This is a genomic window from Streptomyces acidiscabies, assembly GCF_020010905.1.
Classification (GTDB): domain Bacteria; phylum Actinomycetota; class Actinomycetes; order Streptomycetales; family Streptomycetaceae; genus Streptomyces; species Streptomyces acidiscabies.
Window position 1 is genome coordinate 1,522,053 of the sequence record NZ_JAGJBY010000001.1, and the last position, 17,223, is coordinate 1,539,275.

Below are 17,223 nucleotides of genomic sequence, written 5' to 3' on the forward strand. Positions count from 1 at the left end.
GGCGCGAGTCTGCGGGGGCACGAGAGCGCCTTCGGTGGAACGCCGGGTGGTGAACTCCAGGTCGGCAAGGTGGCTGTCGTCGTACCTTCGCGGCGGCAGGGCGGCAGGGCGGCAGGGCGGCAGGGCGGCAGGGCGGCAGGGCGGCAGGGCGGCAGGGCGGCAGGGCGGCAGGGCGGCAGGGCGGGTCGGGGTGAGCCGCGTGGGTGTGGTTCCGAGGTGGTTCGGGGCGCGTTGTGTGGGGAGGGTGGTTCGGGTGGAGCCGTCTGTGGGGAGGACGTTTCCGAGTGTTGCCGGAGTGTTCCGCGAGAGGCGTTCCGTGGCGGGAATTCGGCGGCGGGGACGAGTACGGTGGGATTTCTGATCCGGTTCGCGGGGCGCGGGGGCGTGTATGGAGCGGGAGTTGGAGGAGTTGGCGGTCAGGGCGGCGGTGGTGTTCAGTGCCGCGCTGGGGTCGGAGACCGAGGTGGGGGCGGAGGTTCGGGGCGCGTTCCATAAGTGGTTCGATGCCGTGAGCCCGCACCGCCGTGTCGGTCTGGTGACGTTTCATGTCACCTCGACGGGGTCGGTCGAGACCTGTGCCCGTCACATCCGCAGGTATCTCGCCCAGGCAAAGGACACCGCTTCGGCCGCCGCCCTGCTCCACGACCTGACCGACCGCTACGAGAGTTACGCGGACTTCACCCCGCAGGCTAGCCTCGGCACTCCGTCCGCCGACCTGCCCCATGAGCTGACCGACCGCCACGCGGGCCTCACCCCGCAGGCAGGCCCCGGCACTCCTGAGGGAAGCGCCGCGTTCGGCACCCTCACCGTCGACTGGCGAACCATCTCCGACGCCCTCAGGAACCCGGGCCGGAACACAGCCCCCGACGCCCAGCCGAACCCCGCGTCCCCCGACCGCACGGACCGGGTCGCCACCCTCACCTCCATGCTCGTAGGCGCGAAGCTGGAACAACCGCCCCCGGCAGCTCAGCACGAGCCGCCCCCGGAGCCGAAAGACACCTCCCAAGCAGCCCCGCCCCGGAACGGCCACAGCCCCGCTCACACACCCGAGCGGGAAGCCTCACTCACCCCTCCCGGCCAGGAAGACGCCCCCCGAGCCGAGCACCCCCGGAACGGCCACCACTCCGCCCAGGCGCCGGAGCCGGACGACGTGCCCCGAGCTGACGCGCCCTGGAACGGTCGCCGTACCGCCCGAACTCCCGAGCGGGAAGCCTCACTTACCCCTCCCGGCAACGCTTCCGCCTCTCTAGGTCCGGGAGACGCGCTCCGCGCTGATCACCCCCGCAGCGGCCCCCACTCCGCCCAGACCCCGGAGCCGGGAGACACCCCCCGCACTGACCACCCCCGCAATAGCCACCACCCCACCCAGCTCCCCAACCCGGAAGCCCCACCCTCGACCCACCTCCCCGCCACCTCGCCCTTCAGCCTCCCGGCACCGGCATCCCCCCACACGCGCCCCCAAGAGCACGCCCCCTCGGCACCCACCGACGCCCACCCCACCCCACCCCAGCAATACGACCCCCCGTCCCTCGCCCCCGAGGACGCCGCTCACCCCGACCCGACCCCCACCCCCTCCGACCCCGACCTCCCCCCAGCCTCCGCCACCCCTCCCCGCGACCACGTCGACTTCAGCCGAGGCACCTTCCACGGCCCCGTCACCGGCGCTGTCGGCGGCAACGTCTACTTCAACCACCCCACCCCCACCCACCCCGACCCCACGACCTGGCCCACCCTCGCCGACCTCACCGACGCCGAGGCTCTTGGCCACGGTGTGCGGGAGGCGCGGCGGGTGGAGGATGGGGCCGAGTTGCCGTTGTACGTCGTGCGGGATGTGGAGACGGGACGGGACTGGTTCGGGGGCGGCGGGCTGCTGGTGCTCACCGGGAGGAAGCTCGCGGGGAAGACCCGTACCGCTTGGGAGGCGTTGTTCGAACTGCCTCCGGACACACGGGTGTTCGCGCCCTCGCCCGGCACAGACCTGCGTGCCCTGCCCGCCCTGCTCGCGGACCACCCCGGCAGACACGTCCTGTGGCTGGACGACCTGGACGCCCACCTGAGCGAACGCCACCTGGACATCAAGCTGCTGACCGAGCTGACCAGGGCCCGCGTACAGATCGTGGGCACGATGAACGACGACGTGTACGACGCGTACGTGAACGACACGGACAGCCCGGCGCACCGCGTCCTGGTCCGCGCCACGAAGGAACGTCTGAGCACGGCGTGGAGCGACACCGAACTGGCGAGGGCGCGCAACAGCGAGGACCCGAGGCTGACCGAGGCGCTGGAGTGGCGCGGGGACACCGGCGTCACGCAGTACCTGGCGGTCGCCCCCCTGCTGGCGGACACCTGGCGCCGGATGCTCGTCGCACGCAGCCGGCGCGACCCCCGCGAGTACCTGCTGCTGGCGTCGGTCGACCTCGCACGGTGCGGTGTGCGCGGCGGCTTGACACGGGACCTGCTGGCCAGGGCACAGACGGCCTGCTACGGCCACACCGCGGCTGTGGACGAGGCCCTGGCCTGGGCGTCCGAGCGCCGGTACGGCGTCACCGGCCTGCTGGTCCCCGGCAACCGGAAGGACACGTGGCGCCCCCACGGCGCCCTGGTCGCGGCAGCGCTGCGCGAGGACAGGCCGATACCGGTCGGCATCTGGCGCGAAGCCCTCGCGGACACCTCGTACGACGCCGAGGACCGGCACACCGTCCACATCAACGCGCGCACCCACTTCACCCCGAGGGCGGCGAAAGGCGACCTCGACGCGATGCACATGCTCGGCCTGCTCAAGGAGGCCGAGGGCGACCCAAACGGCGCGATGCACTGGTTCCGGAAGGCCGCAGACGCCGGGTGCCACGAGGTCGCGGAACGGGTCGGCGCCTATTTGCTCAGCAAGAATCACCCCGACCAAGCCCTCCCCTACCTCCGCCAGGCCACCGACCACGCCCCCACCCCCACAGCCCACCGCCTCCTCGCCGAAGCCCACCTCACCCTCGCCGAACAAGCTCTCCACAAAGCCGCCGAGGCCAACGACAGGCACGCGGCCGGACAACTCGGCGACCTCGAACTCCGCCTAGGCGACGCCTCCCGAGCCGCGCAGTACTACCTCCGCAAGGACCAGCCCACCCCCCTCGCCCGCAACCTCGCCGCCTACCACGTCCTACGCGGCGAGCCCGAGACCGCCCAGCCCTACCTGGAGCGCGCGGCCCACGACGGCGACGACAGAGCCGTACGCATCCTCGACGACCTCCGCGCCGGCCCGCAGACCCTCCAGGACGCCGAGTCGTACTTCAGGGGTAGTACCGACCCCCAGGACCTCGCGCACCTCGGCGTAGTACTTGAGAGGTCGGGTCGTAGTACCGAGGCGCTACAGACGTACGACGAGGCCGCCGCGCAAGGGGACGCCTTCGCCCAGGCCCGAGCCGAAGCACTCCGGCGTGAACGGGATACCGTCGACGAGTGACCGACAGCACCCCCACCCTCTTCACCTGGGAGTTCGCTTCCAACCCGTACCCGGCGTACGCCTGGCTGCGGGAGCACGCCCCCGTCCACCGGACCACCCTCCCCAGCGGAGTGGACGCCTGGCTGGTCACCCGGTACGCCGACGCCAAACAGGCCCTCGCGGACGCCCGCCTCTCCAAGAACCCGGCCCACCACGACGAACCGGCGCACGCGAAGGGCAAGACCGGCATCCCGGGTGAGCGCAAGGCCGAGCTGATGACGCACCTGCTGAACATCGACCCGCCGGACCACACGAGACTGCGGCGGCTCGTCAGCAAGGCGTTCACCCCGCGCAGGGTCGCCGAATTCGCCCCCCGCGTACAGGAGTTGACGGACCAGCTCATCGACCGTTTCGCGGCGAAGGGCGAGGCCGACCTCATCCACGACTTCGCCTTCCCCCTCCCGATCTACGCCATCTGCGACCTGCTCGGCGTACCCCGTGAGGACCAGGACGACTTCCGGGACTGGGCCGGGATGATGATCCGGCACGGCGGCGGCCCGAGGGGCGGCGTCGCACGGTCCGTCAAGAAGATGCGCGCCTACCTCCTCGACCTCATCCACCGCAAACGCGGCGACCTCGGCGACGACCTCATCTCCGGCCTGATCCGCGCCTCCGACCACGGCGAGCACCTCACGGAGAACGAGGCCGCGGCGATGGCGTTCATCCTCCTGTTCGCCGGCTTCGAGACGACCGTCAACCTCATCGGCAACGGCACGCTCGCGCTCCTGACCCACCCCGGCCAACGCGACCTCCTCCAGAAGTCACTGGCCCAGAAAGAAACCCACCTCCTCGAAACCGGAGTCGAAGAACTCCTGCGCTACGACGGCCCCGTAGAGCTGGCGACCTGGCGCTTCGCCACCGAGCAACTCACCCTCGGCGGCCGGCACATCGCCCCCGGCGACCCGGTCCTCGTCGTCCTCGCCGCAGCCGACCGCGACCCGGCCCGCTTCGAGCACCCCGACACCCTCGACCTCACCCGCCGCGACAACCAGCACCTGGGCTACGGCCACGGCATCCACTACTGCCTCGGCGCCCCGCTCGCCCGCCTGGAGGGCCAGACCGCGCTCGCGACACTTCTCACACGCCTGCCGGATCTTCAACTCGCCGTGAGCCCCGAGGAGTTGAGATGGCGAGGCGGCCTGATCATGCGCGGGCTGCGGACGTTGCCGGTCGCCTTCACGCCAATGCCCTGATCAGCCGCGTGCGGGCCCGCCGGAGCACCCGACAACGGCTCCCCCGGAGCGCAAACATGACACGCCCTCACCTCCGTGATCTTCACGTGATCCGCGCGGCATGAACTTGTGACAAGTGATCGTATGCCGATACGTTCGCAAGCCGGAGCGGCCCACCAGCCGCCCCCGCCCCCCACTGTCGTGAGAAAGGTGTCCGCATGCTCTCCGGGAACGGCCGTCACCGTCGCCCCCGCCAGGCTCCGGCGCTCCTCGTGGCCGCCGGAGTGACCGGCACCGCGATCGCCATCCCGCTGCTCGGCGCGAGCGGCGCGAGTGCGGCAGGCAATCCGGCCGGGATCGAGGGAACGACCGTCTGGGACAAGGTGGCCGACTGCGAGACGGACGCCGCGTGGGACGAGAACACAGGCTCGGGCCAGTTCGGCGGGCTGCACATCAAGCTCGACGACTGGAAGAAGTACGGCGGCCTCACCTACGCCGAGCGCCCCGACCTCGCCGGCCGCGCCGAGCAGATCGAGGTCGGCAAGCGGATCCTCGCCGACCAGGGCCCGGGCTTCTGGCCCATCTGCGCGCTCACCTCGGGCCTGACGAAGGAGAGCGGCGCGGCGGCGACGGACACCACCCCGAGTCCGAGCCCCAGCACGGGTTCGACCGATACGTCCGGTACGTCGGGTACGTCCAACGGGTCGGGCTCGACGGCCGGTTCCGGCAGCACGGACCCGGGGGCCTCGCCGTCCCCGACCCCCACCCCGTCGGCACCGTCCCCCGCCCCGGCGACCCCCAAGACGCCTGTGGCCCCGCAGACCCCCAAGGCCCCCGAGGCGGCGGAGACCGGCAACTCGGCCGAGGCGGGCAAGGACAGCGGCTCCGGCCGCATCGTCACCCCGGACGCCCCACAGGCCCCGGACAGCAAGCCCACAGAACCGTCGTACGGGGACAAGTCGGGCAACGTGCAGCAGCCCGCCGAGTCTTGGAGCCTCGTCGACACCAGCGTCGGCGCGGCCGTCGGAGCCTCGCCGATCCTCATCACCCCGCCCGCGCCCGTGTCGACCCTCTCCGCCGCCGGCATCGGCAAGCATCGCGGCGTCAGTGCGGACGAACCGGAGTCGTACACCGTCCACGTCGGCGACACGCTCAGCTCCATCGCCGACTCCCTTGAGCTTGACGGCGGATGGCGAGCCCTCTACGCCGCGAACAGGGACCTCATCGGGGCCGACCCGAGCGCCATCGTCCCCGGTCAGACCCTGTCTCTCGGCAAGTGACCCGGCGTGCGGCAAAGGCGTAAAAGCGGGCGGAACCACGGCAGTTCGACGTACCCGTTCGCGGTGAATGTCCCGGTTTGATGAAAGTGTGGGATGAGTCTCAGAAGCCCTGATCGTCTTTGAAAATCCGCTGAGCGCATGTCTACGGTCGTGATCGCTCGGCACCCCGAGCACCGGCTGCCGCGAACGCCGAATCCTGCCAGCGGCCGTCCGGGAACATTCGTCGCGCAAGCGCCGTAGGCAGGAGCGGGGGACCCAAGGTAAGCGCTGGGAACGGTGGTTGACGCCGTGCCCGGCTAGGGGTGAAGTCACGGACGTGACAGGGCAACTCAACCGGCCCTAACCCGACAGCTCACCTCGCAGGCGTCGGTGAGGGGATCGATCCATGCTGTTCTCCGGCAAGGGCAAGCACCGCCGCCCGTCCAAGGCCACCCGTGTCGTCGCGCTCGCCGGTGTCACCGGTGTCGCCGTCGCCGCCCCCCTGATGGCCGCGTCCGGCGCCTCCGCCGCGACCGCCTCCGAGTGGGACGCCGTCGCGCAGTGCGAGTCCGGCGGCAACTGGTCCATCAACACCGGCAACGGGTACTACGGCGGCGTCCAGTTCTCCGCCTCCACCTGGGCCGCGTACGGCGGCACCGCGTACGCCTCGACCGCCAACCTGGCCACCAAGTCGCAGCAGATCGAGATAGCCGAGAAGGTCCTCGCCTCCCAGGGCAAGGGTGCCTGGCCGAGCTGCGGCGTCGGCCTGTCGGGCGCGTCCTACAGCGGCGGCTCGTCCTCCAACTCGGGCTCGTCGTCGAGCGGTTCGAGCAGCAGCCGTACGGAGTCGTCCGCCTCCTCCCGCTCCACCGAGCGCCAGGCCGCCCCCAAGCAGGCCACCCCGAAGAAGACGACGTCCTCCAAGACCGTCACCACCCCGACCGGCCAGAAGGTCAAGAAGGGCGACGGCGAGTACAAGGTCGTCAAGGGCGACACCCTCAGCTCCATCGCGGCGAAGCACAAGGTCGCCGGCGGCTGGCAGAAGCTGTTCCAGCTCAACAAGGACATCGTCCAGGACGCCGACCTCATCTACCCGGGTCAGCAGCTCCACCTCAAGTGACCGGCTGACGCTCAGCCGAACCACAGGCCGCTCACATCCGTGGACCCCACGGGCCCCCGCTCCGGTGCGTGTTCCCCCGTACGCACCGGAGCGGGTTTTTTGTCTGCCGCTCTTTTTGTTCGCCGTCCGGCCACCCCCTCTTTGTTCCGAGTATGAACAATGAGTACGGTCGGTTCTGTCCCATGGGGCGGGCGGTCGGCTGGCCTGAGCCCCGGAGCCGGTTAGGCTCGTCCTCGCAGCGCCCACGAGGTCTGCGTACCCGCGTCACACTGAAGGAGATGCTCGTGCCGTCCATCGACGTCGTCGTAGCCCGGGAAATCCTCGACTCGCGAGGCAACCCCACCGTCGAGGTCGAGGTCGGCCTCGACGACGGCAGCACCGGTCGTGCCGCCGTCCCGTCCGGCGCCTCCACCGGGGCCTTCGAGGCCATCGAGCTGCGCGACGGTGACCCCAACCGCTACCAGGGCAAGGGTGTCGAGAAGGCCGTCCTCGCCGTCATCGAGCAGATCGGCCCGGAGCTCGTCGGGTACGACGCGACCGAGCAGCGCCTGATCGACCAGGCCATGTTCGACCTGGACGCCACCGACAACAAGGGCTCGCTCGGCGCGAACGCCATCCTCGGCGTCTCCCTCGCCGTCGCGCACGCCGCCTCCGAGGCGTCCGACCTGCCGCTCTTCCGCTACCTCGGCGGCCCGAACGCGCACCTCCTGCCGGTGCCGATGATGAACATCCTGAACGGCGGCTCGCACGCCGACTCCAACGTGGACATCCAGGAGTTCATGATCGCGCCGATCGGCGCCGAGTCCTTCTCCGAGGCCCTGCGCTGGGGCACCGAGGTCTACCACACCCTCAAGAAGGTGCTGAAGACCAAGGGCCTGTCCACCGGCCTCGGCGACGAGGGCGGCTTCGCGCCGAACCTCGACTCCAACCGCGCCGCGCTCGACCTCATCCTCGAAGCGATCAAGCAGGCCGGGTACGTCCCCGGTGAGCAGATCGCCCTCGCGCTCGACGTCGCCGCCTCCGAGTTCTACAAGGACGGCAAGTACCTCTTCGAGGGCAAGGAGCGCTCCGCCGCCGAGATGACGGAGTACTACGAGGAGCTGGCCGCCGCCTACCCGCTCGTCTCCATCGAGGACCCGCTCTTCGAGGACGACTGGGCCGGCTGGAAGGTCCTCACCGACCGCCTCGGCGACAAGGTCCAGATCGTCGGCGACGACCTCTTCGTCACCAACCCCGAGCGCCTCGCCCGCGGCATCGAGGAGGGCGCCGCCAACGCGCTCCTCGTCAAGGTCAACCAGATCGGCTCCCTCACGGAGACGCTGGACGCCGTCGAGATGGCCCAGCGCAGCGGCTTCAAGTGCATGATGTCCCACCGCTCCGGCGAGACCGAGGACGTCACGATCGCGGACCTCGCGGTGGCGACGAACTGCGGCCAGATCAAGACGGGCGCCCCGGCCCGCTCCGAGCGGGTCGCCAAGTACAACCAGCTTCTCCGTATCGAGGAGATCCTGGACGACGCGGCCGTGTACGCCGGTCGGTCTGCGTTCCCGCGCTTCAAGGGCTGAGGCTTCTCGTATTAGAGGCGTCGCTCGTACGTCCCCGTACCCGGTCCCGTACCGTGTGCGGGGACGTACGCACGTATGAACGGGAACGGGAGGCGCCGGCATGGCCGTCAAGGACAAGGACCGGTTCTCCACAGCGACCAGGCTCCGCGCCCTCGGCGAGCAGACCGCCGCCCGCGTCTACCGCTCCCAGACGAAACGCCAGCAGCGCCGCTCCCGCCTCACCGGCCGCGCCGCGCTCCTCGCGCTCGTCCTGTGCACCCTCGTCGTCGCCCTCGCCTACCCGATGCGGCAGTACGTCTCCCAGCGCGCCGAGATCGCCGACCTCGAACGCAAGCAGGAGCAGGCCCGGCAGAAGGTCGAGCAGCTCCGCGACCTCAAGGCCCGCTGGCAGGACGACACGTATGCCGAGCAGCAGATCCGGCAGCGGCTCCACTACGTCCTGCCGGGGGAGACCGGGTACGTCGTCATCGATCCGGACGCCGCGAAGCAGGCCCGCGTCGACGCCGGCGCCGCCGATCGGCCCTGGTACGCGAACGTGTGGGACGGCGTGGACAAGGCCGACGCGGTCGGCAGGTGAGGCCGGGGGCGGCGCCCGCGATACTGGATGCCGCCCCACCTCTTACCGACAGCAGAGAGACTTCCGTACGCCATGCAAACGCCTCCCCCGATCACCGAGCGCACCGAGCCGACCGACGTGGACGTCGAGGCGTTCCGGCAGCAGTTGGGCCGGCCCCCCCGTGGGCTGCGCGCGATCGCCCACCGGTGCCCCTGTGGGCAGCCGGACGTCGTCGAGACCGCTCCCCGTCTTCCCGACGGGACTCCTTTCCCGACGCTGTACTACCTGACGTGTCCCAAGGCGAACTCCGCGATCGGGACGCTGGAGGCGAACGGGGTCATGAAGGAGATGACCGAGCGGCTGGGTCAGGACCCCGAGCTGGCGGCTGCGTATCGCGCCGCGCACGAGGACTACATCCGGCGGCGGGACGAGATCGAGGTGCTGGTCGGGTTCCCGAGTGCGGGGGGGATGCCGGATCGGGTGAAGTGTCTGCATGTGCTGGTGGCGCATTCGCTGGCTGCGGGGCCGGGGGTGAATCCGCTCGGGGATGAGGCGTTGGCGATGTTGCCGGAGTGGTGGGGTAAGGGTGCGTGCGTGGTCACCGGCGAGTGATTTTCGCCCCCGCCGCCCCTACCCGTCCCATCCTTTGAAGGGGCGCTGCCCCTTCGACCCCGCCAGGGGCTCTGCCCCTGGACCCCGTTCGGCCCGAAGGGCCTCGTCCTCAAGCGCCGGACGGGCTGAAAGAAAGGCGTCTTCGTGACCCGTGTCGCCGCCATTGACTGCGGTACCAACTCCATTCGGCTGCTCGTCGCCGACGTCGAACCCGCTACCGGGGAACTCGTCGATCTGGACCGGCGGATGACCATCGTGCGGCTCGGGCAGGGGGTCGACCGGACCGGGCGGCTCGCGCCGGAGGCGTTGGAGCGGACGTTCGCGGCCTGTCGGGAGTATGCGGACGTTATTAAGGAGCTCGGCGCCGAGAGGGTTCGGTTCGTTGCCACCTCCGCCTCTCGGGACGCCGAGAACCGGGATGAGTTCGTACGGGGCGTGCTGGAGATTCTCGGCGTCGAGCCCGAGGTCGTCAGTGGGGACGACGAGGCCCTGTTCTCGTTCACCGGCGCCACCAAGGAGCTGACGGGGCGCGCGGACCTCGCGACGCCCTACCTGGTCGTCGACATCGGCGGCGGCTCGACGGAGTTCGTCGTCGGGGACACGGACGTCCGCGCCGCGCGCTCCGTCGACGTCGGCTGCGTACGGATGACCGAGCGCCACCTCGTCCACGACGGCACCGTCACCGACCCGCCCACCGAGGCGCAGATCGCGGCGATGCGGGCGGACATCGAGGCGGCCCTCGACCTCGCGGAGGAGACGGTCCCGCTGCGCGAGGCGCGCACGCTGGTCGGTCTCGCCGGGTCCGTCACGACGCTCTCGGCGATCGCCCAGGACCTGCCCGCGTACGACTCCGAGGCGATCCACCACTCCCGGATCGGCTACGAGAAGGTCCGCGACCTCACCGAGTGGCTCCTGCGCTCCACCCACGCCGAGCGCGCGGCGATCGGCTCCATGCACCCCGGGCGCGTGGACGTCATCGGCGCCGGGGCCCTCGTACTCCTGTCGATCATGGAGCGGACCGGCGCGGCGGAGGTCGTGGTGAGCGAGCACGACATTCTGGACGGGATCGCGTTCAAGGTGGCGGAGGGTTAGACAAGGGGGAGGCCCCGGCAGCGCTTGGTGCCGGGGCCTCGTACGTACGTCAGGCGTGTACGGCGATCTTGTCGCTGCACTTGCTGTACGTGTCCTGGACGTAGCAGACCCACATCGTGCGGTCGGCGCCTTCGTCCAGGTCGCCGGTGGTCCTGTCCGTGAACGGCGAGGAGTAGCCGCGCGTCGAGGCCGTACGGCCGTCGCTGAGGTGCGCCACGATGCCGTAGCCGTCCGCCAGCTGGTCGGAGGCGATCAGGGTGTCCCCGGTGGAGGAGCCGAAGTCACCGGGATCGGCCGCCCACTCGGCGGTTCCGGCGTAGTCGCCGTCGTTGTAGACGTCGATGCGGCCGGAGCCGTCGGTGAACGTGTAGCTGGCGAAATAGACGTTCGGCGCGGCGCTCGCCGGGTTCACCGGACCGGCCAGGACCAGACCGGCCGCGAGTGCGCATGCTGAGGCGGCGATGGACGCCGCTCTCCTACCCCGTGTCTTCACGTGTGACCTCGTCTCACAGAGTTGATGTTGTGAAGGAGCCACATCATTCAGGCCGGTGCGGCTGGAAAGAGAGGCGATTTTCGGCCAAGTGTGGAGACGGTGGGTGCGAAATCGGTCTGTTGGGTGGCGAAACCCCCCATGGGGCGGGGGAGTTGTGCATCGACTGTGAGCCTCGTCGACGAGGCTCCGCTGAGCTGGGGGAACGCCGTTTGAGCGGGGTTCGAGGGGGTGCGGCGACGTCGCGGCGGGAAAGTTCGTGAAGTTCTTCACAAGGAAAAGGGTCCCGTTGGGCGAGGAACGTGGCCCGGTTGGCCCTTCCGGGGCCCAACACCCGTGTGAACACGTTCAAAACGGGGGTACGGGGACGTATCGCGAAGGGGTCGCGGAGGCATCGTACCGGTCCCTCACGGACCTCTCGGGCGGCCGGAGAGGCAGGTCGGGGGCCATTGACAACGGCACCGCGGGGGAGTGGGTTCCCGCTCGCGGACATGACATGGATCACGTGGGTTGCGGAGGATAACACACCCCCCGATGAAGCTTGTGAAGGGGCGCACGAGCGACCCCCCTGACCCGGGTGGATACTCGATGGCATGAGCACCACGGAGCGTCCCAGGATCCTCGTAGTAGGCGGTGGGTACGTAGGCCTGTACGCAGCTCGGCGCATTCTCAAGAAGATGCGCTACGGCGAGGCGACCGTCACGGTCGTCGACCCCCGGTCGTACATGACCTACCAGCCCTTCCTCCCCGAAACCGCCGCCGGCAACATCTCCCCGCGCCATGTCGTCGTCCCGCTGCGACGCGTGCTGCCGAAGGCGGAGGTGCTCACCGGCCGGGTCACCACCATCGACCAGGACCGCAAGGTCGCCACGATCGCGCCGCTCGTCGGCGAGGCGTACGAGCTGCCCTTCGACTACCTGGTGATCGCGCTCGGCGCCGTCTCCCGTACCTTCCCGATCCCCGGCCTCGCCGAACAGGGCATCGGTATGAAGGGTGTCGAGGAGGCCATCGGCCTGCGCAACCACGTCCTCGAACAGCTCGACAAGGCCGACTCCACGACCGACGAGGAGATCCGCCGCAAGGCGCTCACCTTCGTCTTCATCGGCGGCGGGTTCGCCGGCGCGGAGACCATCGGCGAGGTCGAGGACCTGGCGCGGGACGCGGCCAAGTACTACAAGACGGTCTCCCGCGAGGACATGCGCTTCGTCCTCGTCGACGCCGCCGACAAGATCCTCCCCGAGGTCGGCCCCAAGCTCGGCCAGTACGGCAAGGAGCACCTGGAGAGCCGCGGCGTCGAGATCTACCTCTCGACCTCGATGGACTCCTGCGTCGACGGCCACGTGGTGCTCAAGAACGGCCTCGAAGTCGACTCCAACACGATCGTGTGGACGGCCGGCGTCAAGCCCAACCCCGTCCTTTCCCGCTACGGCCTGCCCCTCGGCCCGCGCGGTCACGTCGACACCTCCGAGACCCTCCAGGTCCAGGGCACCGACTACATCTGGGCCGCCGGCGACAACGCCCAGGTCCCGGACGTCGCCGCCCGCAAGGCCGGCGTCGAGAACGCCTGGTGCCCGCCGAACGCGCAGCACGCGCTGCGTCAGGCCAAGGTCCTCGGCGACAACGTGGTCTCCGGTATGCGGGGCTTCCCGCAGAAGACGTACGCGCACTCCAACAAGGGCGCTGTCGCGGGGCTCGGCCTGCACAAGGGCGTCGCGATGATCGTCATGGGCAAGATGAAGATCAAGGTGCGCGGGCGTCTTGCCTGGTACATGCACCGTGGCTACCACGGCATGGCCATGCCGACCTGGAACCGGAAGATCCGCGTCTTCGCCGACTGGACGCTCGGGATGTTCCTCAAGCGTGAGGTCGTCGCGCTCGGTGCGCTGGAGACTCCTCGCGAGGAGTTCTACGAGGCGGCCAAGCCGGCGCCGGCGCCTGCTGCGGCTGCGGCGAAGACCGAGGCGAAGGCTTCCTGAAGGAGGGGGAGTTCGGGGGCGCGGGCTCCTGAGTTCCCCTTCTGTTCAAGACAGTTGGTCCGTGAGCCCTGTTCCGGGGCTCGGGGGTCTGTTATTGGCCTTGCCTGAGGGGCCGTCCGCCATCCGTGGTGCGGGCGGTCCCTTTGGCGTGTCCGGGGGTGTGGGGTGTGGCCGGGGTGCCGTACCCGAAACGTGCTGGCGTTCTCCCGTGGGGTGGTGTGAGCTGAGTAGGAGTGCTCATACGGGGGCGCGGATGTGGGGGTTGGATGGACGGTGGTGGCCCTCGGGGGTCGGCTGTCGGTGGTGGTGGTTAGAGTTGGCTGTGTGATCCGTACGGGGAGGATGACGGGATGTTGGCAGACGGGGATGCGGCGGCAAGTGCTGTCGCGCGGCAGGCCCAAGTGCAGGCTCTCGCTGCGAAGTACGAGTCGTTCACGGCTTTCCGCAACCGGATAGACGCGCTGATCCGCACACTCAAGGAGTCACCGGCCGGCGCGACCCAGCTCGGCCAGGACCAGGTCGTCCGCAACCAGTTCGGCGGCGGCCACGGCGCGTGGACCGAGGCCGCCGGCCTGTTCACCGCGTACCAGTCGGTCATCACCGACCTGGAGAGCCTCTCCAAACTCCTCTCCGACTCCATGGAGGGCATGAGCATCGCCGTGCTCGCCTCCCACAAGGGGTACGACAACGTCGACCTGGACGTCCGCCAGCGGATGGCCGCGATCAGCACGGAGACCCGGCAGCACTACGACGGGGAGTACGTCCCCGAGGTCCCCGGCAGCGCTCCGAAGACCGAGGCCGCGCCGGCTTCGGCCGACCAGACGACGGGTGGGCTCTGATGGGTACGTCCTTCGAGGACATGAGCCACGAGCAGATGCTGGCATGGCTCGACCAGGCGAACGCGGGGACGGTGGCCGGCGCGGCCAGCCGCCTGAAATACGCGGCCGACGAGATCACAAAGATTGCCGAGGAGCTGCGGATCGGCCCCCAGTGGGTGGAGTGGAAGGGCGATGGCGCCGACACGTTCCGCGCCTGGGCCTCCGACCTCACCAGCGCCACCCGCCACCTGGCCGACTTCAGCACCGGCGCCTCGGACTGGCTCTCCCAGGCGTCCGATGCCATCGCCCTCGCCCAGTCCTCCATCCCCCGCGACATGCCCGGTGCCCAGGCCAACCTCGACGCGGCCACCAAGTACCACAACGACCCCGACTCCGCCGCGATCCGCACCAAGTCCGCCCAGAACCTGGCGGCCCTGACCGCGGACAAGGAGAAGGTCCGCCAGGAGGCGGCGGCCCAGATGACAAAGCTGGCGCAGTCGTATTCGTGGTCGGCCACGCAGATAAACGGACTGGAGAGACCACAGTTTCCACCGCCGCCGAAGGCATTCGTGCCTACGGATGCTGCTGCGGTTGAAAATACAAGGGACCTGACTCGGTCCGGCGGCTCGACAAACGTGAGCTCTGCTGTTGGAACTGCGTCTACATCCGCGGCGGGACAATCTGACTCGGGTGGGGTCACTTCTGTCCGTAATGTCTCCGATATTTCGACGGTCCAACCGCGTACTTCCGGCGAGACGCTGCCGGTACGGACGTCCATCGACTCAGTCGCCACCTTGCCGACACAGACTCCGGTGGAGACCCCGCGTACTCCTGTCGACCCCGGCCCTGTAAGGGGTGCGGTGCCGCCCGGCCCTGTGTCTCCTCTGTTCGGTGGAGGACAGGCACTTCCTGTCAACAACTCGTCGTTCCAGGGTCGGGGACTTGGCGCGGGCAGAGCGCCCATGCCTCTAGCCGGTCAGGAACCCGGCACCGCGACGCCTTTCAGCCGTGTCCCAGGTGTTTCCGGTGGGGGCGGCAACGGCATCATCGGCGGTCGGCCAGTGCTTCCCGCCGAAGGTAGGCCGACCGGAGCCATTCCGCGTGGCATGGTCGTGGGCGGAGAAGGCACACCCGCTCGCGGTCCCATGGGGATGGGCCAGACCCCGGGTATGGCTAGCTCTGCCGGCCGAGCGGCGGGTGCACCTGGCATGACTCCTGGCGGTCGTCCCGTGACTCCTGCCGGCGGCATCGTCGGAGGGAACCCGACATCCAACGCTCGTGTCGTGGGTGGTGGTTCTGTTCAGCAGCCGGGACGGGCAGGTGGACGGGCGCCCGGCTCCGGAGCGGTCGGTTCCGGTGCCGCAGGTCCCCGGAACGGGATCACGGGCGGTACGACTGCTACGGGACGCTCCAGCGAAGGGCACGTCGCGGGAGGAACCGCGTCCCGCCCGCCTCAGGGGACTCAGGCGAGAAGTGGAAGCGGTCGGCCGTACGGTGTGACCGAGGACGAAGAGACTTGGCGGCGGAATCATCGTCCGACCGTGCCGCCGGTTGTCGACTGACGTGTTCAGGACCTAGGGAGAGCGAAGCTCATGCGCTTCAGTGGTACTCGACGCAGGGTTCGCCGCATGGCCACGGCGACAGCTCTGGGCCTGCTGCTGGTGGGCGCTGCGGGGACACCGGCGGTCGGTGCTGGATCGACCCGCGAGAAGCAGTGGTTTCTTGACGGGATGCAGGCCGAAACGATGTGGAAGACCAGCACCGGCAAAGGCATCACGGTCGCGGTCATCGACACAGGCGTCGACCCCACCAACCCTGATCTCGTAGGGCGCATTCTCTCGGGCAAGGACTTCGCCACGAACGAGTCCGGTGATGAGCACACGGACTACGAGGGCCATGGCACCGGAATGGCTGGTCTGATCGCCGGCACAGGCGCATACGACGGAGGAAACGGAGCCTTCGGCCTCGCGCCAGGGACCAAGATTCTTCCGATTCGTATGCCCAATACAGCCAAGGCGGCAAATCTGGCCGAAGGAGAAAGGATTTTCAACGACGCGTTGGCTCCGGCGATTCGCTATGCCGCTGATGAGGGTGCAAAGGTCATCAACATCTCCATGGCTATGTCGCAGAGTTCATTGCAGGTCGCTGAATCGGTCAAATACGCCCTGCAGAAAGGCTCGTTGATTTTTGCGGGTGTCGGCAATGACGGGGAAAACGGCAATCCGGTGATGTACCCGGCGGCCACGCCCGGAGTCGTCGGTGTCGCGGCCGTCGGGAAGAACCTCGGCAGGACCGGCGAGTCCGAGTTCGGTCCACAGGTGGACATGGCGGCTCCAGGGGAGGACATGGTCCATGCCTGTGGCGGTAAGACCGGCCTCTGTGTTGGACATGGCACCAGTGCCGCTTCTGCCCTCGCCTCCGCCAGCGCCGCCCTGATCTGGTCCGTCCACCCCACCTGGACCAACAACCAGATCCTCCGCGTCATGCTCAACACCATCGGCGCCCCCGTCGACGGCGCCAAGTGGAACAACGCCATCGGCTACGGCATCGTCCGTCCCCGCATCGCCCTCCAGAACCCCGGCGACCCCGGCCCGGCAGATGTCTACCCCCTCCCCGACCTCGCGGCAGCGGAAAAATCCGCCTCCCCCTCCCCGACCCCGTCGGCGAAGGCAAGCGAACCGGCAAAGGCGGTCGCCGCGACGAAGAACGACGACGGCACCCCCTGGCTCGGCATCGGCCTCGGCGTAGCCGCCCTCGCAGTAGTCGGCGCGGCAGCAACCGTCGTAGCCCGAAAGCTCCGCACCACCCCACAGCAACCCCAGACCCAGCCGTACCCAGCACCCCAACAGGGCTTCGGCCCACCCCCCACCATGCCGACAAGCGTCCCCCCGCATCCGCCCCACAACCCCGGCCCCAACTGAGCGCCGAACCACCAGCCTCCAACTCCCCGGCACTCCTCCTTCTCTGACGCAAGGGAATGCAAAGAAGGAGTAATGTGCCCCCGGGCAGTGAGAGTTGGCGCAGCGGCACTGTACGCACGCCCCGACCTCACCCCACACCACAGACACGG

Annotated in this window: 12 protein-coding genes and 1 riboswitch; of the genes, 11 read left to right on the forward strand and 1 reads right to left on the reverse strand. The window is 69.3% G+C overall.

Annotation, left to right across the window (positions count from 1 at the left end):
- The first annotated feature begins 388 nt into the window (after window positions 1-388).
- From J8M50_RS07335 to J8M50_RS07370, 8 genes are all read left to right on the forward strand, one after another.
- On the forward strand, window positions 389-3,454 hold the full coding sequence (locus J8M50_RS07335; protein ID WP_010351401.1) for a tetratricopeptide repeat protein: 3,066 nt from the start codon (window positions 389-391) through the stop codon (window positions 3,452-3,454).
- Entirely contained in the window at window positions 3,451-4,686 is a 1,236-nt protein-coding gene (locus J8M50_RS07340) for a cytochrome P450 family protein (RefSeq protein WP_010351402.1), read from the forward strand. The genes J8M50_RS07335 and J8M50_RS07340 overlap by 4 nt, the downstream gene beginning before the upstream one ends.
- Before the next feature lie 197 nt (window positions 4,687-4,883).
- The gene (locus tag J8M50_RS07345) at window positions 4,884-5,945 is read left to right on the forward strand and encodes a LysM peptidoglycan-binding domain-containing protein (RefSeq protein WP_010351403.1); all 1,062 of its coding nucleotides are present in this window, start codon (window positions 4,884-4,886) and stop codon (window positions 5,943-5,945) included.
- 222 nt (window positions 5,946-6,167) lie between these two features.
- Window positions 6,168-6,326: riboswitch (cyclic di-AMP (ydaO/yuaA leader) on the forward strand.
- A gap of 4 nt (window positions 6,327-6,330) precedes the next feature.
- Entirely contained in the window at window positions 6,331-7,044 is a 714-nt protein-coding gene (locus J8M50_RS07350; RefSeq protein ID WP_010351404.1) for a LysM peptidoglycan-binding domain-containing protein, read from the forward strand.
- A 278-nt stretch (window positions 7,045-7,322) separates the two neighbouring features.
- Window positions 7,323-8,609, forward strand: a complete 1,287-nt coding sequence (eno, locus tag J8M50_RS07355; protein ID WP_029183526.1) for a phosphopyruvate hydratase — start codon at window positions 7,323-7,325, stop codon at window positions 8,607-8,609.
- A 100-nt stretch (window positions 8,610-8,709) separates the two neighbouring features.
- Complete coding sequence (locus J8M50_RS07360; RefSeq protein ID WP_010351407.1) at window positions 8,710-9,186, forward strand: FtsB family cell division protein; 477 nt, start codon at window positions 8,710-8,712, stop codon at window positions 9,184-9,186.
- Between the two features lie 72 nt (window positions 9,187-9,258).
- Window positions 9,259-9,777, forward strand: a complete 519-nt coding sequence (locus tag J8M50_RS07365; RefSeq protein WP_010351408.1) for a DUF501 domain-containing protein — start codon at window positions 9,259-9,261, stop codon at window positions 9,775-9,777.
- Window positions 9,778-9,921: 144 nt separating this feature from the next.
- The gene (locus J8M50_RS07370) at window positions 9,922-10,869 is read left to right on the forward strand and encodes a Ppx/GppA phosphatase family protein (RefSeq protein ID WP_010357784.1); all 948 of its coding nucleotides are present in this window, start codon (window positions 9,922-9,924) and stop codon (window positions 10,867-10,869) included.
- Window positions 10,870-10,918: 49 nt separating this feature from the next.
- On the opposite strand, the gene J8M50_RS07375 is transcribed toward J8M50_RS07370, so the two are convergent.
- On the reverse strand, window positions 10,919-11,362 hold the full coding sequence (locus J8M50_RS07375) for a hypothetical protein (protein WP_010357783.1): 444 nt from the start codon (window positions 11,360-11,362) through the stop codon (window positions 10,919-10,921).
- Between the two features lie 590 nt (window positions 11,363-11,952).
- Between J8M50_RS07375 and J8M50_RS07380 the strand changes: the two genes are divergently transcribed.
- The 3 genes from J8M50_RS07380 to mycP all read left to right on the forward strand — a co-directional run bounded on the left by J8M50_RS07380 (window position 11,953) and on the right by mycP (window position 17,074).
- Window positions 11,953-13,335, forward strand: a complete 1,383-nt coding sequence (locus J8M50_RS07380; RefSeq protein WP_010357782.1) for an NAD(P)/FAD-dependent oxidoreductase — start codon at window positions 11,953-11,955, stop codon at window positions 13,333-13,335.
- A 350-nt stretch (window positions 13,336-13,685) separates the two neighbouring features.
- On the forward strand, window positions 13,686-14,174 hold the full coding sequence (locus J8M50_RS07385; protein WP_050987355.1) for a DUF2563 family protein: 489 nt from the start codon (window positions 13,686-13,688) through the stop codon (window positions 14,172-14,174).
- 1,607 nt (window positions 14,175-15,781) lie between these two features.
- Window positions 15,782-17,074 (forward strand): type VII secretion-associated serine protease mycosin, encoded by a 1,293-nt coding sequence (gene mycP, locus J8M50_RS07390; RefSeq protein WP_223786178.1) that lies wholly within the window; start codon window positions 15,782-15,784, stop codon window positions 17,072-17,074.
- Window positions 17,075-17,223 lie beyond the last annotated feature (149 nt).